24 protein-coding genes are annotated in these 23,916 nt (G+C 73.3%); 16 read left to right on the top strand and 8 right to left on the bottom strand.

All coding sequences use genetic code 11. The annotated features are described in order from the left end of the window. Nucleotides 1-73 precede the first annotated feature (73 nt). The gene (locus ACIBQ6_RS10540; protein WP_397211170.1) at nucleotides 74-802 is read left to right on the top strand and encodes a DUF3152 domain-containing protein; all 729 of its coding nucleotides are present in this window, start codon (nucleotides 74-76) and stop codon (nucleotides 800-802) included. 32 nt (nucleotides 803-834) lie between these two features. Here ACIBQ6_RS10540 and ACIBQ6_RS10535 read toward each other — a convergent pair whose 3' ends face one another. Next, nucleotides 835-1,509, bottom strand: coding sequence for a TetR/AcrR family transcriptional regulator (locus ACIBQ6_RS10535; protein ID WP_397211168.1), 675 nt, complete (start codon nucleotides 1,507-1,509; stop codon nucleotides 835-837). Between the two features lie 106 nt (nucleotides 1,510-1,615). Between ACIBQ6_RS10535 and ACIBQ6_RS10530 the strand changes: the two genes are divergently transcribed. The 3 genes from ACIBQ6_RS10530 to ACIBQ6_RS10520 all read left to right on the top strand — a co-directional run bounded on the left by ACIBQ6_RS10530 (nucleotide 1,616) and on the right by ACIBQ6_RS10520 (nucleotide 4,639). After that, nucleotides 1,616-2,404, top strand: coding sequence for an SDR family NAD(P)-dependent oxidoreductase (locus ACIBQ6_RS10530; protein WP_387669368.1), 789 nt, complete (start codon nucleotides 1,616-1,618; stop codon nucleotides 2,402-2,404). An 87-nt stretch (nucleotides 2,405-2,491) separates the two neighbouring features. After that, nucleotides 2,492-3,613: an MBL fold metallo-hydrolase gene (locus tag ACIBQ6_RS10525; RefSeq protein WP_358286371.1), complete on the top strand. Its 1,122-nt coding sequence runs from the start codon at nucleotides 2,492-2,494 to the stop codon at nucleotides 3,611-3,613. Nucleotides 3,614-3,712: 99 nt separating this feature from the next. Beyond that, complete coding sequence (locus ACIBQ6_RS10520) at nucleotides 3,713-4,639, top strand: pirin family protein (protein ID WP_397211165.1); 927 nt, start codon at nucleotides 3,713-3,715, stop codon at nucleotides 4,637-4,639. On the opposite strand, the gene ACIBQ6_RS10515 is transcribed toward ACIBQ6_RS10520, so the two are convergent. Both ACIBQ6_RS10515 and ACIBQ6_RS10510 read right to left on the bottom strand, forming a co-directional pair. Then, nucleotides 4,636-5,631, bottom strand: coding sequence for a coiled-coil domain-containing protein (locus ACIBQ6_RS10515; RefSeq protein WP_397211163.1), 996 nt, complete (start codon nucleotides 5,629-5,631; stop codon nucleotides 4,636-4,638). The two genes, ACIBQ6_RS10520 and ACIBQ6_RS10515, sit on opposite strands and share 4 nt — an antisense overlap. Nucleotides 5,632-5,742: 111 nt before the next feature. Next, nucleotides 5,743-7,527: a protein kinase gene (locus ACIBQ6_RS10510; RefSeq protein WP_397211161.1), complete on the bottom strand. Its 1,785-nt coding sequence runs from the start codon at nucleotides 7,525-7,527 to the stop codon at nucleotides 5,743-5,745. A 136-nt stretch (nucleotides 7,528-7,663) separates the two neighbouring features. Between ACIBQ6_RS10510 and ACIBQ6_RS10505 the strand changes: the two genes are divergently transcribed. Next, entirely contained in the window at nucleotides 7,664-8,302 is a 639-nt protein-coding gene (locus ACIBQ6_RS10505) for a GNAT family N-acetyltransferase (protein WP_397211159.1), read from the top strand. A 175-nt stretch (nucleotides 8,303-8,477) separates the two neighbouring features. On the opposite strand, the gene ACIBQ6_RS10500 is transcribed toward ACIBQ6_RS10505, so the two are convergent. The 4 genes from ACIBQ6_RS10500 to ACIBQ6_RS10485 all read right to left on the bottom strand — a co-directional run bounded on the left by ACIBQ6_RS10500 (nucleotide 8,478) and on the right by ACIBQ6_RS10485 (nucleotide 12,307). Beyond that, on the bottom strand, nucleotides 8,478-9,542 hold the full coding sequence (locus ACIBQ6_RS10500; RefSeq protein WP_397211157.1) for an NAD(P)-binding domain-containing protein: 1,065 nt from the start codon (nucleotides 9,540-9,542) through the stop codon (nucleotides 8,478-8,480). A 137-nt stretch (nucleotides 9,543-9,679) separates the two neighbouring features. After that, nucleotides 9,680-10,648: a phosphotransferase enzyme family protein gene (locus ACIBQ6_RS10495; RefSeq protein ID WP_397211155.1), complete on the bottom strand. Its 969-nt coding sequence runs from the start codon at nucleotides 10,646-10,648 to the stop codon at nucleotides 9,680-9,682. A 67-nt stretch (nucleotides 10,649-10,715) separates the two neighbouring features. Then, nucleotides 10,716-11,537, bottom strand: coding sequence for a hypothetical protein (locus ACIBQ6_RS10490; RefSeq protein WP_397211153.1), 822 nt, complete (start codon nucleotides 11,535-11,537; stop codon nucleotides 10,716-10,718). Between the two features lie 2 nt (nucleotides 11,538-11,539). Then, nucleotides 11,540-12,307: a hypothetical protein gene (locus ACIBQ6_RS10485; RefSeq protein WP_358286355.1), complete on the bottom strand. Its 768-nt coding sequence runs from the start codon at nucleotides 12,305-12,307 to the stop codon at nucleotides 11,540-11,542. 289 nt (nucleotides 12,308-12,596) lie between these two features. On the opposite strand from ACIBQ6_RS10485, the gene ACIBQ6_RS10480 reads away from it, so the two are divergent. Continuing rightward, nucleotides 12,597-12,947: a hypothetical protein gene (locus ACIBQ6_RS10480; protein WP_358286353.1), complete on the top strand. Its 351-nt coding sequence runs from the start codon at nucleotides 12,597-12,599 to the stop codon at nucleotides 12,945-12,947. Nucleotides 12,948-13,172: 225 nt separating this feature from the next. Here ACIBQ6_RS10480 and ACIBQ6_RS10475 read toward each other — a convergent pair whose 3' ends face one another. Then, on the bottom strand, nucleotides 13,173-13,724 hold the full coding sequence (locus ACIBQ6_RS10475; protein ID WP_352351036.1) for an Lrp/AsnC family transcriptional regulator: 552 nt from the start codon (nucleotides 13,722-13,724) through the stop codon (nucleotides 13,173-13,175). On the opposite strand from ACIBQ6_RS10475, the gene ACIBQ6_RS10470 reads away from it, so the two are divergent. From ACIBQ6_RS10470 to menC, 10 genes are all read left to right on the top strand, one after another. Further along, on the top strand, nucleotides 13,725-13,853 hold the full coding sequence (locus tag ACIBQ6_RS10470; RefSeq protein WP_352351038.1) for a hypothetical protein: 129 nt from the start codon (nucleotides 13,725-13,727) through the stop codon (nucleotides 13,851-13,853). Between the two features lie 63 nt (nucleotides 13,854-13,916). Beyond that, nucleotides 13,917-15,497: an ABC transporter substrate-binding protein gene (locus tag ACIBQ6_RS10465; RefSeq protein WP_397211150.1), complete on the top strand. Its 1,581-nt coding sequence runs from the start codon at nucleotides 13,917-13,919 to the stop codon at nucleotides 15,495-15,497. 12 nt (nucleotides 15,498-15,509) lie between these two features. Then, a complete protein-coding gene (locus ACIBQ6_RS10460) occupies nucleotides 15,510-16,628 on the top strand; it encodes an ABC transporter permease (protein ID WP_397211148.1) in 1,119 nt (372 codons plus the stop codon). Then, nucleotides 16,625-17,485 carry an ABC transporter permease gene (locus tag ACIBQ6_RS10455; protein WP_352328927.1) on the top strand — a complete coding sequence of 287 codons (861 nt, stop codon included), beginning with the start codon at nucleotides 16,625-16,627 and terminating at the stop codon, nucleotides 17,483-17,485. Before ACIBQ6_RS10460 ends, ACIBQ6_RS10455 begins: the two co-directional genes overlap by 4 nt. After that, complete coding sequence (locus ACIBQ6_RS10450; RefSeq protein WP_397211147.1) at nucleotides 17,482-18,309, top strand: ABC transporter ATP-binding protein; 828 nt, start codon at nucleotides 17,482-17,484, stop codon at nucleotides 18,307-18,309. The genes ACIBQ6_RS10455 and ACIBQ6_RS10450 overlap by 4 nt, the downstream gene beginning before the upstream one ends. Then, nucleotides 18,309-19,211, top strand: a complete 903-nt coding sequence (locus ACIBQ6_RS10445; RefSeq protein ID WP_397211146.1) for an ABC transporter ATP-binding protein — start codon at nucleotides 18,309-18,311, stop codon at nucleotides 19,209-19,211. The genes ACIBQ6_RS10450 and ACIBQ6_RS10445 overlap by 1 nt, the downstream gene beginning before the upstream one ends. Then, nucleotides 19,208-20,248, top strand: coding sequence for a M24 family metallopeptidase (locus ACIBQ6_RS10440; protein ID WP_358286344.1), 1,041 nt, complete (start codon nucleotides 19,208-19,210; stop codon nucleotides 20,246-20,248). Before ACIBQ6_RS10445 ends, ACIBQ6_RS10440 begins: the two co-directional genes overlap by 4 nt. 46 nt (nucleotides 20,249-20,294) lie before the next feature. Then, entirely contained in the window at nucleotides 20,295-21,872 is a 1,578-nt protein-coding gene (locus ACIBQ6_RS10435; RefSeq protein ID WP_397211145.1) for a Na+/H+ antiporter, read from the top strand. 70 nt (nucleotides 21,873-21,942) lie between these two features. Continuing rightward, nucleotides 21,943-22,497, top strand: coding sequence for an acyclic terpene utilization AtuA family protein (locus tag ACIBQ6_RS10430; RefSeq protein ID WP_397211143.1), 555 nt, complete (start codon nucleotides 21,943-21,945; stop codon nucleotides 22,495-22,497). Nucleotides 22,498-22,627: 130 nt separating this feature from the next. Continuing rightward, complete coding sequence (gene menC / locus ACIBQ6_RS10425) at nucleotides 22,628-23,728, top strand: o-succinylbenzoate synthase (RefSeq protein ID WP_397211141.1); 1,101 nt, start codon at nucleotides 22,628-22,630, stop codon at nucleotides 23,726-23,728. Nucleotides 23,729-23,916: the final 188 nt, after the last annotated feature.

The following is a 23,916-nucleotide window of genomic DNA, read 5'->3' as shown; positions in this document are numbered from 1 at the left end:
CCCGGCATGATCCAGACGGCACTGCGCGGATATGGTGGATTTCTCCCCGCCGTGATCTCGTGGGGAGGCCGCGTTGCCGCTGTTCGCGCTGCTGATCGTCCTGCTGCTGGCCGCCGGATGCGCCTCCGCCGCGGAACGCACGGAAGCGCCCGAGCGCCCCTCAGAACGGGCCGTTCCCGCCGTCCCCCCTCCGCCGCGCCCCTCGATCCCCGCGCCGATCCCCCTTCCCGCCGAGCACGTCAAGGTCCCGTACGCCGCCTCGGGCTCGTACGCCGTGGTGCCCGGCGGCGCACCCGCCCGAGCCGGAGAGGGCGAGGTGGTGCGGTACCTGGTGGAGGTCGAACGCGGCCTGCCGATCGACGGGACCGTGTTCGCGGCGGCCGTGCACCGCACCCTCAACGACCCGCGCGGATGGGCGCGCTTCCAGCGCGTCGACCACGGCCCGGTACGGGTGCGGGTGGCGCTGTCCAGCCCGGGGCTGACCGTCCGCCAGTGCCTGCCGTTGCGCACCGGCGGCACGTTGTCGTGCTGGAACGGGACGCGCTCGGTCATCAACGCGCTCCGCTGGGCCGACGGCGTCCCGCAGTACGAGGGCGACCTGGCCGCCTACCGCGACTACCTCATCAGCCACGAGGTCGGCCACAGCCTGGGACACGGCCACCGCGCCTGCCCCGGACCGGGTCTGCCGGCTCCGGTGATGGTCCAGCAGTCGAAGTCGCTGGGCCGCTGCCGTCCGAACCCGTGGCCCCACCCGGAACGCCGCCCGGACGAGCGCCGCGACGCCCTGGTTCGCAACCCCTGACGGATGGCCGGCCCCCGGAAGCCGCGAACCTCCTACCCGGAAGGGCTCGCGGAGGCGGGAGGAGGGCTCGCGGGGGCGGGCGCGGCAGGAGGGCTCGGGGCGGCAGGAGGGCTCGGGGCGGCAAGCGGAGTGAAGGGAAGTCCGGCGCCTGGGCCGACGCCGCGCAGCAAGGTGTCCACCAGCCGCCCCGCCAGCGCCTCCGGCTCGCCGTCGCGGCTCTGCGCCGCCTCGTGGATCAGCGCGTAGTACACCCGGCGGGCCCACTCCGGCTCCACGTCCTCCCGCAGCACCCCGGCCGCCCGCGCCTGCTGGAACAGCCGGTCGCACCTGGCCTCGACCTCGGAGTGCACCCGGGCCACCTCGGCCCCCGCCGACGGCCCGCGGCTCATCGCGAACCCCCAGTCGATCTTCACCCGCAGCACGTTCGCCGTCACCTGGTAGAGCGCGACCAGCGGCGGCGCCTGCTCGGGACGCGCGGCGTCCACGGCGGCGGCGAACTGCCGGGTGGCCCACTCGGCCATCGCCTCCACCAGCGACTCCCTGGAGGCGAAGCGCCGGTGGACGGTCGTGCGCGCCACCCCGGCCGCCTCGGCGATCTGCTCCATGCTGGCCGCCGGATTCCTGCTGAGCACCCGTTCGGCCGCCTCCAGGATCGTCCGGACGGTCCGCTCAGCGTCGGACCGCAGGGCCCGTGTCGTCCCACTCACACCTCAGAGGGTACAGGACGGTTCCCATTCGACTCGAAGTTGCGTCATCACTGTTGCAGGTTCTAGAGTGATCGCATCACCGCTGATGCAAGAAGGGCGATTCCACATGGACATGCGACTCACCGGCAAGACCGCCGTCGTCACCGGGGCGAGCAGAGGGCTGGGGCTGGCGATCGTCAAGGCGCTGACGGCTGAGGGCATGCGGGTCGTGGCCGCGGCCCGCACGATCTCCCCCGAGCTGGAGCGCACCGGCGCGATCACCGTGACGGCCGACCTGTCCACCGCGGCGGGCCCGGCCGAGCTGGTCGAACGCGCGCTGGCCGAGCTTGACGAGATCGACCTCCTGGTCAACAACGTGGGCGGCGGCGACGGCGGCCAGGGGCAGCTCAACGGCTTCCTCGGCTTCGACGACGACGCCTGGCGGCAGTCGTACGACCTGAACTTCCTCAGCGCCGTGCGGGCCACCAGGGCCGCGATGCCCAGCCTGTTGCGGCGGGGCGGCACTGTGATCAACATCTCGTCCAACGGCGCCCGCGTGCCGCACATGGGGCCGGTCGTGTACACCACCGCCAAGGCCGCACTGACGGCGTTCGGCAAGGCCCTGGCCGAGGAGTTCGGCCCGCGTGGCGTGCGGGTCGCCACCATCTCCCCCGGCGCCTCGCGCACCTCGATGTGGGAGGCCCCCGACGGGTACGGCGCCGCCCTGGCGGCCTCGCTCGGCATGGAGCACGAGCAGTTGCTCGCGGGGCTGCCGTCGGTCACCGGAATGACGACCGGTAGGTTCGTCGAACCGGAAGAAGTCGCCTCCTTGGTGACGTACCTGGCCTCGCCGCACGCCGGGAGCGTGAACGGCGCCGACTACGTCATCGACGGCGGAGCGATCAAGACGGTATGAACTATCGCGATATATCGCAGAACGGGAACACCGGGGAATCCCGCCCGGTTGGGCGGGATGGACATCATCTCCAGGGGAGTGTGGGCAATGGCAGGAATGCGGACCGCACGGCGGATCCTCGCGGGCGGCGCGCTCGCCGCCGCGGCCGGGTGGGCGTTGCGCGGGATACCGGCCGAGCTGGGCGTGCGGCCTTTGACGTCGGGGCCGGACCGGGTGAGCAGGATGCGGCGCTCGCCGCAGTTCAGGGGCGACACGTTCGTCAACCCCATGTCCGAGCCGACCGCCCTGATGACCACGCCCCCGGTGGGCCTGCTGGCCGAGCTGGCCAGGAACAAGGAGCAGCGGCATCCCGCCGGCCCCATCCCGCTGCGCCTGCCGCCGTCCGGCCCGCCGCCGGCCGACGGCCTGCGCGCGGTCTGGTACGGCCACGCCTCCACGCTGGTGGAGATCGAGGGCAGGCGGGTGCTGTTCGACCCGGTGTGGAGCAACCGGGTTTCGCCGTCCCAGCTCGTCGGCCCCAAGCGGCACCACCCGCTGCCGGTGGACATCGGCGACCTGCCGCAGGTCGACGCGATCGCGATCTCGCACGACCACTACGACCACCTCGACATGGCCACCGTGCGCTCTCTCACGCGCACCCAGAAGGCGCCGTTCCTGGTCCCGCTGGGCATCGGGGCGCACCTGGAGCGGTGGGGCGTGCCGCTGTACCGGATCATCGAGCTCGACTGGGACGAGGAGGCCGAGGTGGCGGGCCTGCGCTTCGTCGCCACCGCCGCCCGGCACTTCTCGGGGCGCGCCTTCACCAGGAACGACACCCTGTGGGGCTCGTGGGTGGTGGCCGGGCCGAGCAAGCGGGTGTTCTATGCCGGCGACTCGGGATATTTCCAGGGCTACCGGGGCATCGGGGCCGCGCACGGGCCGTTCGACCTGACGCTGATGCCGATCGGCGCCTACAGCCCGGCCTGGCCCGACATCCACATGAACCCGGAGGAGGCCGTCAACGCCCACCTCGACCTAGGCGGCAAGCTGCTGCTGCCGGTCCACTGGGCGACGTTCACGCTGGCGCTGCATCCGTGGGCCGAACCGGTGGACCGCCTGTGGCGGGAGGCGAAGGCACGCGACGTCGAGATCGTGGTGCCCCGGCCGGGCGAGGGCGTCGACGTGACCGCCGTCCCATCCGTGGACGGCTGGTGGGAGACCCTGGGATAGCCGCCCCGTCCCTGGACGGCTGATGGAAGACCCTGGGACAGCCGTCCCGTCCGGGGGACGCCGACTGTAGGAGGCCGTGCGGCCCCCTACAGTCGTGGGGTGAGCAACATGGAACGTGACCCCCGCGAACTCCGCTGCGCCGCCGACGGCGGCGACCGGAGCGAGGTGCTGACCGGACGCGAGGTGCCGCTGGGCGGCCCGCGCGCGATGCGGGTGAGCAGGACGCTGCCCGGCGTGCACCGGCGGATGATCGGCGCCTGGTGCTTCGTCGACGCCTACGGCCCCGAGCCGGCGTTGATGCGCGTGCCGCCCCACCCCCACACCGGCCTGCAGACGGTGACGTGGCTGCTCGCAGGCGAGGTGCTCCACCGTGACAGTGTCGGCAGCCTGAGCGAGGTGCGTCCCGGCCGGCTCAACCTGATGACGGCCGGGCGCGGCATCTCCCACTCGGAGGAGTCGCCCGGCACGACGCTGCACGGCGTGCAGCTCTGGGTGGCCCTGCCGGAGGCCCACCGGCGCACGGCCCCCGCCTTCGAGCACCACGCCACCCTGCCCGTGTTGTCCGGCCCCGGCTTCGACGCCACCGTGATCATGGGCACGCTCGGCGGCGTGACCTCGCCCGCGACCACCTACACCCCGCTGGTGGGCGCCGAGGTGACGGTCGACGGCACGGGCGAGGTGCCGCTCGACCCCTCCTTCGAGCACGGGCTGCTGCTGCTCGACGGCGAGGTCGAGCAGGCCGTGCCGGGGGCGCTGCGCTACCTGCCGCCGGGCTCCGGCACGTTGCGGCTGTCGGGCCGCGGGCGGGTGCTGCTGATCGGCGGCGAGCCGTTCGGCGAGGAGATCGTCATGTGGTGGAACTTCGTGGGGCGCTCCCACGAGGAGATCGCCGCCTTCCGGAAGGAGTGGGCGGAGGGCGAGGGCTTCGGCGCGGTCGAGGGCTTCGACGGCGAGCCGCTGCCCGCCCCGGCGCTGCCCTCCATCCGCCTGAAGCCGCGCGGGCGGGTACGTCCCGAGGCGCGCTAGTAGACCGAGATGTGCGGATGGTCGAAGTGGTTGGCCGTCGTGCCGCCGCGGTTGGACATCGTCCGCCAGGTGCCCGTCCTGGCGTGCCAGATGCGCTGACGGTAGATGATGTACATGATCCCCAGGCGCCGGGAGTTCTTGATGGCCCAGTTCGCGATCTCGTAGCCGCGCTTGACCTCGGCCGCCGACGGCATCGCGCCGCCGTGGCTGAGCATGAAGTCGCAGGCGCGGCCGAGCGGGTGCTCGCCGCCGTCCTGGATCGTCCGGTAGCAGCCGATCCCGTACGGCACCGTGAACCGTTCCTTGATCAGCGTCTTGACCAGGCGCATGCGGGGCGTGATGTTCTCGGAGCCGTCCGGGAGCTGCGGCACCCACGTGCCGTCCGGGCGGCGCACGCCCGGGGCCGTGTAGAGCTTGTCGATCCGGTCCCTGATCTTCTCGATCAGCTTCTCGGCCTTCTTCTTGCGCCCCTCCAGGTCGGCCACCGCGGTGCCGAGCTCCTCGGCGCGGGCGGCGGCCTCCTGCTCGGCCTTACGGCGCTCGTCCCTGACCTTGGCGTAGCCGCGCAGCCGGGCGTCCTGGACGTCGATGAGGTGGCGGCTCAGGGCCAGGCGGCTCAGCAACGCGTCCGGGTTCTGACTGCCGGTGAACAGGGCGATCTGGTTGGGTTCGCCGCCGATGTACTGGGCCACGGCCAGCGTCCTGAGCTGGAGGGACTCCCGGTCGTAGACCTCCTGGGCGGCGGCCAGCCGCTCGCGCGCGCTCTTCTCCGTCTTCTCGGCCTGCTGCTGGGCGCGGCGGCTGTTGTAGTACTCCTCGATGAGCCGGTCCGACTCCTTGCTCAGCGCGGCCAGCTCCTTCTTGAGCTGCTTCACCGAGGGTTTGGGGGCCGCGCGCCCGGCTGAGGCGTTGCCCGCCGTCAGCGTCAGCCCGACGAGTACGGCGACCACGGCCCGCGCCACGTGGCCCACGGCGGAGGAGGCGACCGCCACTGTCCTCCTTAGCCTGAGCCGCAGGGCAGGTTCCGGTCAGGAGCTAATCAGAGTCCGGGACGCCCTCTTTCCGACGCTGATAGTAGGGGATCAAGCATCATTCCCCGCAACTCATGACTTTTCCTGACTACGTGATTTTCGTGCGCGTCTGACCGCGATGCGGCCTCCGAGCAGGGCCGATCCCGGCACCACGAGCATGCCGAGCAGGCTGGAGCCCAACCCGACGTCGAGGTCGGCGTCCAGCAACCCGCCCCCGCCCCCGCTCCCGCCGAGCAGCGAGCCGCCGAGCGACAACCCGACCGAGACGGACAGAAGCGGTTCGTGGCTCTTGGCGGGCGGCTTCGCGGAGGGCTCCGGGGCGGGGGCGCTCGTGGCGGGCGGCTTGGGAACCGGGCCGCCGGTGGCGGACTGCCGGGTGGACGTCGGCGACGACCGCGTGGGCGGCCCCGAAGGCGGCCCCGAGGCCGGCTCCGACTTCGGCGGCCCCGAAGGCGCCCCGGACTTCGGCGGCTCGGATTTCTGGGGCCCCGACTCCGACGGCCCGCTGGTCGGCCTCGGCGGCCGGCTGTTCGGGGCCCTCGTGGCGGGCGGCGCGGACGACGCGGGCCCCGCGGTCGGCACGCCGGGCACAGTCGGCATGGCCGGCACAGTCGGCATGGCCGGCACAGTCGGCATGGCCGGCACAGTCGGCTGCCCGCTGGCCCCGGCGGTGGCCGTCACAGGCGGCGAGACCGTCCCTGACCCGCTCGGCACGGGCAGCTCCGGATCCGGCGAGACGGACGGCGTCACGAACGAGCTCTCCGCGGACTCCGGCGGCATCGCGATGCCGCTGTCCGGCGAGGGCGAGCCGCTCCAGATCACGAACGTCGAGGCCACCGCCGCCGCCGTCGCCAGCACCAGTCCGCCGGTCACCCCCAGCTTGGCCGACGGCCCCAGCGAACTGCGCACCACGCTGGTGCCCGTCGTGACGCCGTGCTCCGGACCGCTCCTCCCGCTGGTCCCTCCGCCGAGGCCCTCGCCCATCCCCCCGCCGGTCCCGGCCGACGGCAGCAGCGCGGCGAACGGCATCGCCAGCACGGCCAGGCCGGACCGCCCGCGCAGCTCCCACCCCGCGCCGTACGTCCCGCGCGCCACCTCCTCCAGCTCGGCCAGGAACGCCTCGGCCGAGGCGGGCCGGTGGGCGGGGTCCTTGGCCAGGCCGTGCTCGACGAGCCCGCGCAGGCGTCCGTCCACGTGCTCCAGCGGGGGCGGCATGTGCTGGTGCTGGAAGGCCAGGGCGGCCAGGTTCGCTGCGGTGAACGGGCGGCGGCCGGTGAGGCATTCGTAGAACACCAGGGCGGCGGCGTACACGTCGCAGGCCGGGCCCGCCGGGGCGTCCTCCCACTGCTCGGGGGACATGTAGGCGGGGGTGCCGGCCAGGGCGCCGGTCTCGCCGAACCGGGCCGCGACGCCGAAGTCGACCAGCTTGCTGTCGCCGTCCGGGGTGACGATGACGTTCTCGGGCTTGAAGTCGCGGTGGGCCACCCCGCGCCGGTGTGCCTCGGCGAGGCCGAGCAGGGCCCCCTTCAGCAGGGTGAGCGCGGCCTCCACGCCGGTGCCGCCCTCGGCGGCGATCAGGCGGCGCAGCGTGACGCCGTCGACCAGCTCCATCACGATCGCGGACGTGCCTCCGGCCTCGACGTAGTCCAGCAGGCGGGCGGTGTGGGGGCTGTCGATCTCGCCGATGACCCCGGCCTCGGCGCGGAACCGGGCGGCGAACTCGCCGTCCGCGCGCAGGGCCTCGGACAGGTGCTTGATCGCGACCGGTAAGCCGTCGGAGTCGCGGACGGCGAGCACGACGCGGCCGGTTCCTCCGTGACCGAGTTCCCGGATCTCCGTGTAACCGGGAACAGCCATGTCGGGCCCTCCTGACCGGATAAAGATCCTTATGTCAGGACGCTAGCCGAAGGTAACACGGCGTGTCGAGCCCCTTCGCGGGAGTAACCGACCCCCTGTCGCAATCGGTATTTTTCCTACTTCCTATAGTAGGTCCGTGGCTCTCACCGATCATCTGCGCGAATGGCTCGGGGCCTGGCCGCCCACGGGAAACCTCGACGTCACGGGCTCGCCGCTGCGTACGCTGCCCGCCTGGGACGGCCGCGTGCACCCGGCCGTCGGCGTCGGCACCCCGGAGGGGGCGATGTTGTCGGTGCCGCCCGAGCACGTCGCCCGGGTGCGCGCCGCGCGGACGCTCCGGGAGATCCCCGAGCTGATCGGATATGGGGATCGCGGCTGGTTCGACGCCGTCTTCCGGTGGACCACCGAGCCCACGCCCCTGCCCGACGCCGGTGAGTGGGTCCCGGCGACGGACGACGCCGTCCCCGGATGGCTGCGCGTGTTCGGCGGCGAGGTGCTGGTGGCCGTGGACCCCGAGACCGGCCGGCATCTGGCCGGGGTGGGCATCAAACGGCACGACCGGTTCGGCCGGGAGCTGTCGGTGGTGACCGCGCCCGAGGCCCGCGGGCGCGGCCTGGCCAGACGGCTGGTGGCGCAGGCGGCGCGGCGGGTGCTGGACGAGGGGGCGGTGCCGACGTACATGCACGCGGTCAGCAACACCGCCTCGGCCGCCGTCGCCAAGGCGGCGGGCTTCCCCGACCTCGGCTGGACCGCCTTCGGCGTCGCCGAGAACTGACCCTCTGCGCCAAGCCGCGCGAAGTAAGGGCAAAGCCACGCGGCCCGAAGCACCGGACACGAGATCAGGCCCTGGCGCGCGGCCAGGCGGCCGGGATCGCCGGGCGGAGGTCAGACGGCCCGAAGCGCCAGACGTGAGGTCAGGCCGCGGGTAGGGCTTGGCGCGGTAGCTCCCATTAGGCGGCTGGGACGGCTGGGCGTGGGGTCAGGAGGGCGCGGATGTTGCGGGCGGCGGTGCGGCCCGCGCGGTTGGCGCCGACCGTGCTGGCCGAGGGCCCGTAGCCGACGAGTTGCAGCCGCGGCTCCCGGACGACCCGCGTCCCGTCCACCTTGATGCCGCCGCCCGGCTCCCGCAGGTGCAGCGGCGCGAGGTGGTCGAGCGCCGACCGGAAGCCGGTGGCCCACACGACGACGTCCGCCGCGGTCTGCCGCCCGTCCGCCCACTCCACGCCGTACGGGGTGAGGCGGCGGAACATCGGCAGCCGCTCCAGCGCCCCCTTCGCCATCGCCTCCCGCACGACGACGCTGTAGCCGAGACCGGTGACGCTGACCACGCTCTGCGGCGGCAACCCGTCCCGCACCCGTGCCTCCACCAGGGCGACGGCCTCGCGCCGGGCGTCCTCGCCGAAGTCGTCGCCCCTGAAGACGGGCGGACGCCGGGTGACCCAGACGGTGCCGGCGGCCACCCCGGCCACCTCCGACAACACGTGCATCGCCGAGGCCCCGCCCCCGACCACGACCACCCGCCGACCGGCGAACGCCGCCGGCCCGCGATAACTTGCGTAGTGCAGCTGCTCGCCCAGGAAGTCCCCGGCCCCCGGGTAGTACGGCCAGTACGGACGCGTCCAGGTGCCGGTCGCGTTGACCACGGCCTTGGCCGCCCACTCCCCCGCGTCGGCCGCCACGACCAGCCGCCCGTCCTCCCCCTCCCGGACGGCCGTCACCTTGACCGGCCGCAGGACCTCCAGCCCCACGCGCCGCTCGTAGTCGCCGTAGTACTCCGGGACGGCCTCCGCCGCGGGCCGGTCACCGGCCGCCGCCACCCCGTCCGGCACGCCGGGCAGGTCGAAGATGCCGTGCACCTTGTCCATGGTCAGCGACGGCGACCGGTGCCGCCACGCGCCCCCGGGCCCTGCGGCCGCGTCGAGCACGACCGTCCCGATGCCGAACCGCCGCAGGAAGTACGCGCTGGACAGCCCCGCCTGCCCGGCACCGATCACCACAACCTCGGTCGTCTCCACGGTCGAGTGCAACCCCGCACACCCGCCCGCTCTTCCCACCCTGCCATTCCTGCGGCGACACCCGCCCCGCCCCGCAACGGCGCCGAGCCATTCCCGCGGCGGCGCCCGGCCGGATCAGGCAGCGGCGCCCGGCCGGATCAGGCGGGGGGCGGCTCTGTCAGCGCCGTGGCGAACAGGGCGCGGTGGCGCAGGACGTGCTCGCGGTCGGCGCCGTACAACAGGTCGTCGCCGCGGGCGATGTGCGCGGCGAAGGCCCGGTCCCCCGCCGCCGCGCGGTCGCGCATGTGCCGTACGAGGTGCGCCAGCCGGTCGGCGACGGCGACGGGCAGCGCCGGACGATCACCTTCGGCCAGGCCATAGGCGTCGGTGAACAACCGCAGCCTGCGTGCCTGCTCCCCCACCGGATCGGCCCCGTCGTGGCGCGGATCGCTCAGCGGGACGAACCGGTAGGCGGCGTAGGCGACGTCCCACACCCGCGGCCCCGGATGGGCGGTGTCGAAGTCGATCAAAGCCACCGGCCGCCCGTCGCGGAACACGCAGTTGTACGGCGCGACGTCCCCATGACAGATGACCTCGGCGGGTTCGCGCGGCGGGAAGTACCAGGCGGCCCCGGCGGCGGGCCGGAACCCCTCGGTGGCGTCGTGGTAGCGGCGCAGCAGCCGGGCGACGTCGGCGAGGGCCTGGTCGGAGCGGGCGTAGTCGGGCAACGGATGACCGGGCACCTCGCCGGGGACGAAGTCCAGCACCTCCCGGCCCTGGACGTCGATCCCGTGCCCGGCCGGCGCGCCCGTGAAGCCGCGGGCGGCCAGGTGGGCGAGCAGCGCGTGCACGGCCGGCGTCCACGGGCCGGTCGGGCGGCGCACGGTGGCGCCGACCCGCACCACCTGGTTGACACCGCCCCCGGTCAGCAGCTCCTCAGCACACCCGCCCCCGCTGAGCAGCCCTTCGTCAGGGCCGCCACCGATCACCCGCTCCAAGCCGCCGCCACCACCGGCGAGCACCCCCTCGTCAGGGCCGCCACCGGTCAGCAGTTCCCGGTCACCGCCACCGGTCAGCGACTTGCCGTCACAACAACCGGTCAGCAGTTCCTCGTCATGCTCGGACACGTCCGCCATCCTCGCATCACGCCGCGCACCGGCCGCCGCCGTCGAGCCCGGACCCCGCCGGGAGGCGTCAGCGGGCCCTGAACGCGACCGCGGTCGTGGAGGCGATCGCCGTCACCAGGACCACCATGACCAGGACCGTGCCGAGCGGGTTCTTGCGCCGCGGCGGCGCCTGGAGCTGCTTGACCCGCTTGTGCATCGCGACCGTCGGGGTGGGCTTGGGCGTCGGCGTGACCTCCTGGACGGGCACCCGCACCGGAGGCGCCACGCGCACCGGCCGGGGCGTGGGGTGGTGCACCGGCCTCGGCGTGTGCGGCGGAGTGGATGGCGGCGTGGGACGCGGTGTCGGCCGCGGCGACGAGCGAGGCGGCGGAGGCGGCGGCGGGGACGGGCGGACGTGGCAGTCGCCCACCTCGACGCTGCCGCTCGGCCCGTACACGCACACCGAGCCGGGGCCGATCGACACGCGCGGCACAGGGGCGCCGGTCCGTGGCGCCCGCCCGCCGGGCCGCGTCGACATCGACGCCCGGGGCTCCGGGTCGTCCCGGATCTGCGCACCCGGGACCGACACCCGCGGCTCCGGATCGTCCCAGATCTGCGCGCCCGGGACCGACACCACCGGCCCCGGGCCGTCCCAGATCTGCGCGCCCGGGACCGACACCACCGGCCCCGGGCCGTCCCAGATCTGCGCGCCCGGGACCGACACCACCGGCCCGGTGCGGCCGTCGCGCCCCCGCCCGCCGTGGATCGTGATCCCCGGGCTCGGGAGCTGCGACGGACGCACGCGCACGGTGCCGGGCGCCGGGGATTGCAGGTCGGCCGCCGCCGGGCCGGCCGCGCTCGCGGCGAGCAGAGCGGCGGCCAGCAGCAGCGGCGCACGCCTGACGCCCACGGTCACATTCCCCCGGCGATGCGGGAGAACTCCTGCAGCGCGCCCTGGAACGCCTGCGGCCCGACCGCCAGCGGACCGGCGAAGGCGTGGGAGATGTCCCAGGTCAGATAGGTGCCGAAGCCGAGCATCGCGGCCATCGCGAGCAGCGGCAGGACGGCCAGGCCGCGTGGCCGCGCGCCGGCCAGGTAGGGGAAGACGACGACCAGCAGGCCGGTGAGCACGGTCAGCAGCAGCAGCCCCTGGGGCGGGGTGGCGGCGGCGTCCATCGAGCGCTGGGAACGGGCGGCGGCGATCGCGGCGACGCGTTCGAGCACGGCGTCGCGGGCGTCCTTGTCGTCGTCGGTCTTGGCGTCGACGGCGCTCACCCGGCTGCGCATGGCGTCGAGCCGGGCGGCGCCGACCGGGTCCATCCGGCCCTCGGCCATCAGCGGCCACTCGTCTCTGACCACGAAGGTGACGTAGTCGCGCAGCGCGGTGCGGACTGTCTGCTGAGCGGTGCCGGGCAGGTCGGCCGCGGCCCAGTAGGCGTCGATCGCGGCCTGGCTCTCGGCCTGGGCGTTCTGGCGGGCGGCGTCGGCGGTGGTCCACGGCACGATGATCGCGATCGCGAACACCAGCAGGAACAGGGCCGACAACATCGACCCGGAGTGACCGGCCGAGACCCCGTCGGGCTCGGCGTCCTCGCTGCCCTTCTTCGTGAGCCGGAACACCAGCGCGGTGAGCGCCACCACGCCCACGGCCGCCACGATCGAGAGCGTGTACGCCAGCATGAAGATCTCCCAAATCTTCTCGAATACACAGTGTTACATGACTATCACACTATGCAACGCTGGTGTCAGCTACCGGCAAGTAAAGTCGCGGCAAGCGTGTCGGCCGCCGAGGGAGCGGCGCCGGGCGGCACTGGGCGGCACCGGGCGGCACCGGGCGGCACCGGAGACGTCGAGAACCTGCTCGCGCAGGGGTCCGGGGCGGCGCCGTCGCTGGACGGATCGTTGATCATGACCGGGTGTTCTGACCAAACGTCCAGCCGGTCGGTGATGATCCAGAAAAATGGTGACTATGGACGGCGTGAATCTCAACGGCCGTAAATTCGTGATGGTGAGCTCGACGGCGAGCGCGGTGGACCCCGACAGCCCGACGGAGTTCCTGTACTGGGAGGCCGACGGCGTGGTGTGGGGCAGCTACACGGGCGACACCGTGACCCACGGCCGCTTCGTCGGGACGCGCGACGGCGCAGACGTCTCCATCTCCTACGCCCACGCGCTCAAGGCGGGCGGCAAGGCGGGCGGCCAGAGCAGCAGCCGCGTCGAGCAGGGCGAGGACGGGCTGCTGCGCCTGGTCGAGGAGTTCCGGTTCGACGGCGACGACACGCTGCACGTCAGCGTGTGCGCCGAGGTCCCGGCCTCCTGACCGGCCCTCCGACGGGAAACCGGAAGGGCGGGGGCCGATCGGCCGGGAGCGGGCGACACACCGGCCGCCCGGCCACCCGGCCACCCGGCGGCCCGGCCGCTCTCGGCCCAGGGGACGACGCCCAGCCCTGCTCACGGAGGGCGGCGCCCGACCGTCCTTGCGCAGAGCGGCGGTTAACCGTCCTTGCGCAGAGCGGCGGTTAACCGTCCTTGCGCAGAGCGGTGGCTAGCCGTCCTTGCGGAGGGCGGCGCGTCCCTCGGCCGCGCCGACGAAGCGCATCATGCCGAGCGGCACGTCCCCTTGCGTCTCCTGGGGTGTCCGCCGCGCGGGACGGGAGGCGTCCCGGTCGGACGGCAGCACGTACGGCCGCCTGAGCACCTCGTCCAGGATGAACACGGTCTCGGTGGCCTTGACCGCCGGGATGTTGGCCAGGCGGTCGGTCACCATGGCGTGCACGGCGGCCACGTCGGAGACCCGTACCTGGATCATGGCGTCGTGCTGGCCGGTGGTGATCGCGCAGTACTCGACCTCGGGCATCCGGGCCAGTTCGGCCCTGAACTGCTTCCACATCTGCTGGCGCACCGTCACGAAGATCAGCGCGGTGATGCCGAGCCCGGCCCGCACGTGGTCGATCTCCGCGGTGAAGCGCTTGATCGCGCCGTCGGCGCGCAGCGCCTCGAAGCGCGTGTAGGCGTTCGCGCGGGAGATGCCCACCCGTTCGGCCAGCGCGGCGACCGAGATCCTGCCGTTCTCGCGCAGGACCTCAAGGATCTTCATATGGACGTCGTCCAGTTCGAGACCGATGCCGATCCGTCCAGGCTGACCGCCGCCGCTGGCACCATTTCTGGAAATATCACTCATCATTACACCTCGACCATTTATATCCGTCTCGCGGACCGCACATGACCTGGACGTTCTGCCGGACAATCCTCGACATCCTTCTCCCGAACGTCCAATTTGGAGGACCCCATGGCGACCCGCTCGCAGACGGCGGCAGTGCTGCTCGCCGGTGCGCTCGCCCTCGCCGCCTGCGGAAGCGGCGGCACCTCGCAGACCCCGGCGGCCTCCGGTGGCGGTGGGAAGACGCTCGTCATCGACACGTCGTTCGACCTCAAGACGGCCGACCCCGGCCGCACCTACGAGCCGACCGGGCTCATCGTCGGCAAGGCCGTCTACGAGACGCTGCTGACCTTCGACGGTTCCGACGTGACCAAGCCGGTCCCGGCGCTGGCCGAGTCCTACGAGCTGAGCGAGGACGGCAAGACGCTGACGCTCAAGCTCAAGAAGGGCCCCACCTTCGCCGACGGCTCGCCGATCACCGCCGACGACGTGGTGTTCTCGCTCAACCGCGTGCGCGACATGAAGGGCACCCCGTCGTTCCTGCTGGACGGCGTCGAGGTGGCCAAGACCGACGACTCGACGATCACGCTGACGTCGAAGGCGCCGAACCCGGCGCTGCCCTACATCCTGCCGAACCCGGCGCTGGGCATCCTCAACAGCAAGGTCGCCAAGGAGCACGGCGCGACGGCCGACGCCCAGGACAAGGCCGAGCAGTACCTGAACGCCTCCTCGGCGGGGTCAGGGCCGTACACGATCGAGTCGTTCAACGTGAGCAGCCAGGTCACGCTCAAGGCGAACCCGAAGTACTACGGCACCAAGCCGGCCTACGACAAGGTCGTCATCCGCAACGTCGAGGCCGCCACGCAGAAGCTCAACGTGCAGCGCGGCGACAGCCAGGTGGCGCTGAACCTGTCCGGTGACCAGGTCACCAACATGCCCTCCACCCTGCAGGTGAAGAAGACCGCCTCGGCGAACGTCATCTTCCTGCTGGCCAACCAGGACTCGGGCGTCAGCAAGACCACGCCGAACGCCAAGTTCGTCGAGGCCGTGCGCAAGGGCGTCGACTACGCGGGCCTGCTGGAGCTGGCCGGCGAGGGCTCGACGCAGGCTCCCGGCATCATCCCGTCGCAGCTGCTCGGCGCGCTGCCGCCGGAGCAGGCTCCCAAGCGGGACGTCGAGGGCGCCAAGGCGGCCCTGGCGGCCAGCGGCGTGTCGAACCCGACCGTCAAGCTGGAGTTCCCGAGCGAGCTGACCGTCAACGGCCTGTCGTTCCAGCCGCTGGCCGAGCGCATCCAGGCCAACCTCAAGGAGGTCGGCATCACGGTGGACCTCCAGCCCGCGCCGGTGACGACCGCGCTGGACAACTACCGCAACGGCAAGGAGGAGATGGGCCTGTGGTACTGGGGCCCGGACTACCCGGACCCGAGCGACTACCTGGCCTTCGCCCCCGGCAAGACCGTGGGCCTGCGGGCCGGCTGGAAGGAAGGCGCGGCCAAGGAGATCGAGGCGGCCGCTGACAAGGCCGCGACCGCGATCGGCGACGAGGCCCGCAAGACGGCCTACGCCGACCTGCAGACCAAGCTCAACACCTCCGGCCCGTTCGTGCCGCTGATCCAGCCGAGCCAGAACATCGTGTCGGCCGCGTCCGTGACGGGCCTGGAGTACCACCCGGTCTGGACCGTGGACGTCGCCGACCTCGGCGCGAAGTAAGGAGACCGTCAGGTGTCCGACAACCCGGGCGCGGCGGGCTCGCCGCCGCGCCCCGGCGCCGGCTCCCCGGTCGAGGCGGCCGCCGCGGGCGCGCGGCGGCGGCGGGGTGTGCACCCGCTGGCGCGCTTCCTCATCCGGCGCATCCTCATCGCCGTGCTGCTGGCCTGGGGCATCACGCTCGTCACGTTCCTGCTGACGAACCTGGTGCCCGGCGACCCGGTGGCCGCCAACCTGGGCCAGCGGGCCCTGGGCGACCCGGCCATCGTGGCGCAGTGGCGCTCCGAGCACGGCCTGGACAAGCCGCTGTGGCAGCAGTACGGGATCTATCTGCAGGGCCTGGTCCAGGGGGACCTGGGCATGAGCCAGCAGAGCCACCGCCCGGTCAGCCAGGACCTGGCCGAGTTCGTCCCGGCGACGCTGGAGCTGGCGGGCGCGGCGATCCTGATCTCGCTGGTGCTGGGCGTGGCCTTCGGCGTGATCGCCGCGCTGCGCAGGGACCGGCTGTCCGACCACATGCTGCGGCTGGTCAGCCTGATCGGCATCTCGGTGCCGACGTTCTGGCTGGCGCTGGTGGCGTTCTACGTGTTCTTCTTCCGGTTGCAGATCACGCCGGGCAGCGGTCGCGTGGACGCGGCGCTCGGCTCGGCGCCGGCGGTGACCGGGCTGCAGACGATCGACGCGCTGCTGGCGGGCCGGTGGGACATCTTCACCTCCGCCGTCGGCCATCTGATCACGCCCGCGCTGGTGCTGGCGCTGTACACGATCGGCCTGCTGACCCGCTTCACCCGTTCCGCGGTGCTGGAGGTGCTGGGCCAGGACTACGTCCGGGCGGCCCGCGCCAAGGGGCTGCCGGGCCGGGTGATCCTGTTCAGGTACGTACTGCGTTCGGCGCTGGTCCCGATCATCACCGTGGCCGGTCTGGCCTTCGGCAGCCTGCTGTCCGGCACCGTCCTGGTCGAGGCGATCTTCGCCTGGCCCGGCGTCGGCCAGTACGCCTACAAGAGCGCCACCAGCCTCGACCTGCCCGCCGTGATGGGCGTCGGCCTGGTCGTGGGCGTGGTCTACCTGGTCATCAACCTGATCGTGGACGTGCTGTACGGCGTCATCGATCCCCGAGTGAGGCTGCAATGAGAGGCAAGGGTCTGCTGGGCAGGCTGCCCGAGGCGTGGCGGCAGCCGCTGGCCGTCGCGGGCGCCGTCCTGGCCGTGGCCTGGCTGGTGATCGCGCTGGCCGCGCCGTGGCTGGCGCCGCACGACCCGCTGGCCCAGGACCTGCCGCGGCTGGCGCCCCCGGGGCCCGGCCACTGGTTCGGCACCGACCAGCTCGGACGCGACATCCTGAGCCGCGTCATGTACGGCGCGCGGGTGTCGATCCCGTTGACGTTGCTGCTGGTCGTGCTGTCGGTGCTGGTCGGCGGCCTGCTGGGGGCGTGCGCCGGGTACTTCGGCAAGTGGGTCGGCGAGACGATCATGCGGATCGCGGACCTGGTGTTCGCGTTCCCGACCGTGATCCTGGCCATGGTGGTGGCCGCGGCGCTGGGCGCGAGCCTGGGCAACGCCGTGCTGGCCGTGCTGGTGGTGGCCTGGCCCGCCTACGCCCGCGTCACCCGCGGGCTGGTGCTGGGCGTGCGCGAGCGGGAGTTCGTGCTGAGCGGGCGGCTGCTGGGCTTCTCGGTGTGGCGCTCGCTGCGGGTGGACGTGCTGCCGAACGTGACCGGCCCGATCCTGGTGCTGGCCACGCTCGACATCGGCACGGCGCTGCTGCTGCTGTCCGGCCTGTCGTTCCTGGGCCTCGGCGCCAAGCCGCCGTCCCCCGAGTGGGGCGCGATGGTGGCCTCCGGCGTGGAGGTCTTCGACAGCTGGTGGGTGGCGACCTTCCCCGGCCTGGCGATCCTGACCGTGGTGCTGGCGTTCAACTTCCTCGGCGACACGCTGCGGGACGCGCTCGACCCGCGGACGGCCCGCGCGATCAAGGAGCGTGCGTTGTGACGCTGGACATCACCGGCCTGAAGGTGTCGATCCACGGCAAGGAGATCCTGCGCGGCGTCGACCTGAAGCTGGCCGCCGGGCGCGTGCACGGCCTGGCCGGCGAGAGCGGGTCGGGCAAGACGATGACCGGCCTGGCCGTGCTGGGGTTGCTGCCGCACGGCGCGCGCGTCTCGGGCCGGATCGGGCTCGGCGAGCGGGACCTGCTCACGCTGCCGCCCAAGGAGCTCAACCAGGTGCGCGGCGGCGAGGTCGCCATGGTCTTCCAGGACCCGGCGACCAGCCTGCACCCGATGCTCACCATCGGCCGGCAGCTCACCGAGCACATGCGCCACCACCTGGGCCTGGGCAAGGCCGAGGCGAAGGCGCGGGCGGTCGAGCTGCTGGGCAAGGTACGCATCCCGGGCGCCGAGGAGGCGTACGGGCGCTTCCCGCACCAGTTCTCCGGCGGCATGCGCCAGCGCATCGCGATCGCCGTCGCGCTGGCCTGCTCGCCCAAGGTGCTGATCGCCGACGAGCCGACCACGGCGCTGGACGTGACCGTGCAGGCGGGCGTGCTGCGGCTGCTGCGCGGGCTCTGCGACGAGCTGGGCCTGGCCGTGCTGCTGGTCACGCACGACCTGGGCGTCATGTCGGCGGTCGCGGACGAGGTGAGCGTGATGAAGGACGGCCTGGTCGTGGAGACCGGGCCGCGCGGACGGGTGCTGCGCGACCCCGAGCACCCCTACACCCGCGCGCTGCTGGACTCGCTGCCTGATTCTTCTGTGCCTGATTCTTCTGTGCCTGATTCTTCTGTGCCTGATTCTGCTTCGGACGTGGAGGGCTGATGCTGGACATCGAGGACCTGGTCGTCGAGCACCGCTCCCCCGGGCGTCCGGTGGTGCGGGCGGTGGCGGGGGCCAGCCTGACGGTACGGGCGGGCGAGGTCGTGGGCCTGGTCGGCGAGTCGGGGTGCGGCAAGTCCACCCTGGCGCGGGCGGTCTGCGGGCTGAACCCGGTCACCCACGGGTCGATCGCGTTCGAGGGGCAGCAGGTCACGCCGCTCGGCCTGCGGCGCAGGAAGCTCACGGGCATCCAGATGGTGTTCCAGGACCCGTACGCGTCGCTGAACCCGCGGCGCCGGGTGGGCGACCAGATCGCCGACGGCCTGCGCACCGCGGACGACACCCGTACCGACCCGGCCGACCTGCTGGAGCGGGTGGGCCTGCCGCGCGAGTTCGCCGGACGGCACCCCCACGAGTTCTCCGGCGGCCAGCGGCAGCGCATCGCGATCGCCCGGGCGCTGGCGGCCCGGCCGCGGCTGCTCATCGGCGACGAGCCGATCTCCGCGCTGGACGCCTCCGCCCAGGCCCAGGTGGCCCGGCTGATGCGCGACCTCGCGGTGGACTCCGGGGCCGGGCTGCTGTTCATCAGCCACGACCTGTCGGTGGTGCGGCTGATCGCCGACCGGATCGCCGTCATGTACCTCGGCAAGATCGTCGAGGTGGGCGAGACGGCCGAGGTGTGGGACGACCCGAAACATCCGTACACGAAGGCGTTGCTGGGGGCCATCCCCAAGCCGGACGGCATGGGCGTGCTGCCCGCCGAGCTGGCCGGGGACGTGCCCGATCCGGCGAACCCGCCGGGCGGGTGCCGGTTCAACCCGCGTTGCCCGCTGGTGATGGAGGTGTGCCGCGAGAAGGAGCCGGACTTCGGGCCGGTCGCCTGCTGGCTGCACGAGCCGGCGTGAGCCGGCGGCACGCCGCGCGGGTGGCGGCCGTGCGGCGGGCGATGGCCCAGGAGGGCATCGACGTGCTGGTGTTGCGGCCCTCGCCCGACTTCCGGTTCCTGAGCGCCTCCCCCGAAACCACCTTCCCTGAGGGCGCCGAGCCGGAGGACGGCTCGCCGGACGGCGGCGCCGGGCCGGGCGTGTTCCTCGTGGTGACGGCCGACGCGATCGTCGAGACCCGCGACCCGGCGGGCCTGGTGCCCGCCTCCGCGCGCCGGGTCGGGGTGGACCCGGAGATGCGGGCGAGCGAGCTGTTCCGGCTGGCGATCGCCGCCGAGCTGGTGCCCGCCTCCGCGGTGCTGGCGCCGTTGCGGCTGCGCAAGGACCCGGCCGAGCTGACGGCGCTCGGCCGGGCGGTCGCGGCGGCGGAGGCGGTGCTGGCGCAGGCGGCCGAGCTGGCCTGGTTCGGCGCGACCGAGCGGGCGATGGCGCGCCGGCTGCGGCTGCTGGCCGTGGAGTCGGGCTGCGAGGAGGTGATCTCGCTGCGCGTGTCGGCGGGCGAGCACACCGCGCGGCCCGAGCACGTGCCCGGCGGGCGCGTGATCAACCCGGGTGACGCGCTGCTGGTGTCGGTGTGCGGCCGCTGGGACGGCTACTGCGCCGAGGCGGGCCGGGTGTTCGCCGTCGCCGAGCCGCCGGAGGACTACGAGGCGATGTACTCGGTGGTGCTGGCCGCCCACCGCGCGGCGCTGGCGGCGCTGCGGCCGTCCGTGCCGTTCGCGGAGCTGGCCAGGACGGTGCACGAGGTCATCGACGCCAGCGGGTACGGCCGCTTCGCCGCCCCGCACGTGGGCCGCGGCGTGGGCCTCGGCCACGACGAGGGGCCGCGGGCCGGCGAGGACGCGGTGTTCGCCCCCGGGATGACGGTCTGCCTGGAGCCGGCCATCTACGTGCCCGACCTGTTCGGCGCCCGGGTGGCCGACGTGGTGGCCTGCACGGCCGCCGAGCCGGTGCCGCTGGGCACGCGGCCGCACACCCTGCACGTCCTCGACCGCTGAGGCGGCCTGCGCTTACGCTGGGTGACGACGATCACCGGGGGGCGTCGTGGACCAGTTCGTGCTGCTCATGCTGGTGCTGCTGGGCGCGCTGGTCACGGTTCCGCTGGGTGAGCGGCTGGGGCTGCCCGCGCCGGTGCTGATGACGCTGCTGGGCATCCTGCTGGCGGTGCTGCCGTTCGTGCCGAACGTGGACATCCCGCCGGCCATCGTGCTGCCGCTGCTGCTGCCGCCGTTGTTGTACGCGGCGGCGCGGCGTACGTCCTGGCGGCAGTTCGCGGCGAACTGGCAGCCGATCTTCCTGCTCGCGGTGGCGCTGGTGTTCGTGACGACGGCGGCCGTGGCGGCCACGGCGCACGCGCTCGTCCCCGGCCTGCCGCTGGCGGCGGCGGTGGCGCTGGGCGCGCTGGTAGCGCCGCCCGACCCGGTGGCGGCCACGGCGGTGGCCGGGCGGCTGGGCCTGCCGCGGCGCATGGTGTCGCTGCTGGAGGGCGAGGGCCTGTTCAACGACGTGACCGCGATCGTGCTCTACCACGTGGCGGTCGCGGCGGTCGTCACCGGCGTGTTCTCCTGGCCGGGGGCGCTGGGCGAGTTCGTGTTGTCGGCGGTGGTGGCCGTGGCGGCGGGGTTCGCGCTGGGCTGGGCGGCCGGGAAGCTGATGGCGCTGCTGGGCGACGCGACGCTGCAGGTGGGCCTGTCGCTGGTGGTGCCGTTCGTGAGCTACGCGGTGGCCGACGAGCTGCGCGGGTCCGGCGTGCTGGCCGTGCTGACCACCGCCTTCTACCTCAGCGACCGCATGTGGGACGCCGACGACGTGTTCGGCAGGTTCGCCTCCTCCACGTTCTGGCAGGTGGTGGACACGCTGGTGACCGGGGTCGCGTTCGGGCTGATCGGGCTGGAGCTGCACACGGTGTTCGGCACGGTCCACGGGCGGTTCGGCGAGGTGCTGTGGTGGAGCGCCGCCGTGGTGGGCGTCGTCGTGGTCGTGCGGCTGCTGTGGCTGCTGCCGGCCGCGTGGCTGGCCAAGAAGGGGCGGCGCGAGGACACCGAGGTGCCGATGAGCTGGCGCGAGACCGTCGTCATGTGGTGGGCGGGCATGCGCGGCGTGGCGTCCGTGGCGCTGGCGCTGGCCATCCCGCTGCGCATCCACGACGGGCGGCCGTTCCCGCAGCGGCCGGTGATCGTGTTCATCGCGTTCGCGGTCATCCTGGTGACGCTGGTGGTGCAGGGGCTGACGCTGCCGTGGCTGGTGGCGCGGCTCGGTGTCAAGGCCGACACGGCGGCCGAGCGCGACCTGGAGAAGCGCCTGGCGATCCGGGCCGCCCACGCGGCCAAGCGGCGGCTGCGGGAGATCGACGAGGCCGAGGACCTGCCCGAGGAGGTGGTCGAGCTGCTGGGCCGGCGCATGATGGACCTCGGGCTGCGGATCAGCCCCGAGGCCGCCGACGACGAGCGGCGCGAGGCGTTCGAGCAGCGGGCGCGGCGGGCCCGGCTGGTGCGGCGGGTGCAGGAGGAGATGATGTCGGCCGCCCGGCAGGCCGTGCTGGACGCCCGCCGCGACCCGCGGGCCGACCCCCAGGTGGTCTCCCGGGTGCTGCGCGCCCTCGACGCCCGGAGCATGCGCTGACCAGCCCGGATCCGCCGTCCGGAGGGTTGACGGTGTGTGACCGGGGGCCGCAGAGGGTAGTCATTTCCTTATGCTGCGGATCGGCACGCTGGGCGCCGCCCCGTCGGTCGGCGTCGTGGCCTGTGGCTGGCACGACAGCGGTCCGGGCCCCTTCACCACCGGCATCAAGCTGATCTACACGCTCGGCGGCCCGCTGCCCGAGCTGCCCGGCCTGCGGATCGGGTCCGGGGCGCTCAGGGGCGCCGAACAGATCGCCGCCGCGCTGCTCCAGGGGCTCGACGTGGTGATCACCGAGCCCGCCTGCCCGGCCGCGCCCGTGGTGGCGGCCGGCATGTGGCACTACGGCTGGACCAGGCGCGACGTGTCCGCCCTGGCCGGGGCGACGGTGGCCGGTCTGGCGCTGGCCACGCAGCCGGGCGCGTGCGTGGCGGAGATCGGGCGCGACGGCGCCGGCTCCATCGACGGGCAGATGCCGGCCGAGTCGGTACGGGCCCGCGTGGCGGCGGCGTTCTCCGGCGGCCGGTACCGCACGCCGGAGGTGACGGTGCCGCTGGAGGCGGTGCGGCTCAGCCAGGACACGCCGTGCCGGATCCGGATCGCCCGCACCCCCGGCCTCGTCGTCTGAGGCCGTCCTGGCTATGGGCCTCGGCGACGAAGAACCGCCGGCCTTTGGTCGCCTGGCACGAACCCCTGATGTCACCCCATGTCGTACGGTCGCCAGGGAGCACCTGCGCGCCGACCGAGTTGGAGAGAGTGTGAAGATCACAGGAGTAGAGCTGCGCCGGATCGCGATGCCGTTGGTGGCGCCGTTCCGCACGTCGTTCGGCACCGAGACCGCCCGGGACGTCCTGCTGGTCAGGGTGGTGACCCCCGACGCCGAAGGGTGGGGCGAGTGCGTGGCCATGTCCGAGCCGCTCTACTCCAGCGAGTACGTCGACGGCGCCGCCGAGGTGATCCGCCGGTTCCTGCTGCCCTCCCTGCCGGCGACCCTGGACGCGTACGGCGTCGGCCGCGCGCTCGAACCGATCAAGGGCCACCGCATGGCCAAGGCCGCGCTGGAGACCGCCGTGCTGGACGCGCAGCTGCGGGCCTCCGGCGAGTCGTTCGGCCATTTCCTGGGCGCGGCCCGCGACCGGGTGCCCTGCGGGGTGTCGGTGGGCATCATGGACTCGATCCCGCAGCTCCTCGACGCCGTGGCGGGCTACGTCGAGGAGGGGTACGTCCGCATCAAGCTGAAGATCGAGCCCGGCTGGGACGTCGAGCCGGTGCGCGCGGTGCGCGAGCGCTTCGGCGACGACCTGCTGCTCCAGGTGGACGCGAACGCGGCGTACTCGCTGGCCGACGCCCGCCGGCTGGCCCGGCTCGACGCGTTCGACCTGCTGCTGATCGAGCAGCCGCTGGCCAACGACGACCTCGTCCAGCACGCCCGGCTGGCCCGCCAGTTGCGCACCCCGATCTGCCTGGACGAGTCCATCGAGTCGGCCGAGCACGCGGCGGCCGCCATCGCGCTCGGCTCGTGCTCGATCATCAACATCAAGCCGGGCCGCATCGGCGGCTACCTGGAGGCGCGGCGCATCCACGACCTGTGCCGGGCCAACGGCATCGCGGTGTGGTGCGGCGGCATGCTGGAGACCGGTCTGGGCCGGGCCGCCAATGTGGCGCTCGCGGCGCTGCCCGGGTTCACGCTGCCGGGCGACACCTCGGGGTCGCGCCGCTACTTCGCGACCGACGTGACCGAGCCGTTCGAGCTGGTGGACGGCCATCTGGAGGTGCCGACGGGGCCGGGGCTCGGCGTCGAGCCGATCCCGTCCATCCTGGAGGAGGTCACGACCGCCACGGAGTGGATCCCGCTGTAGGGCGCCCGTCCTGGAGGGCGGCCCGGCCGGGGTCGCGGGACCCCGGCCGGTGCCCTGCGGCCGAGCTCGGCCGACAGGCCGGGGCCGGCGAGGTGGCTCACGCCGTGGAGCGCGAGGGCGAGGATCGCGCCTGCGTTGACGCCGCCAGGAGCACCGAGAGCCCGGCGATGACGACGTCCATGCCCGCC

Origin of the sequence: Nonomuraea sp. NPDC049655 (assembly GCF_044465465.1) — a bacterium.
In the GTDB taxonomy this organism is placed as follows: Bacteria; Actinomycetota; Actinomycetes; order Streptosporangiales; family Streptosporangiaceae; genus Nonomuraea.
The sequence above is the reverse complement of the archived record's forward strand: the minus strand, read 5'-3'. Positions and strand labels throughout refer to the sequence as shown.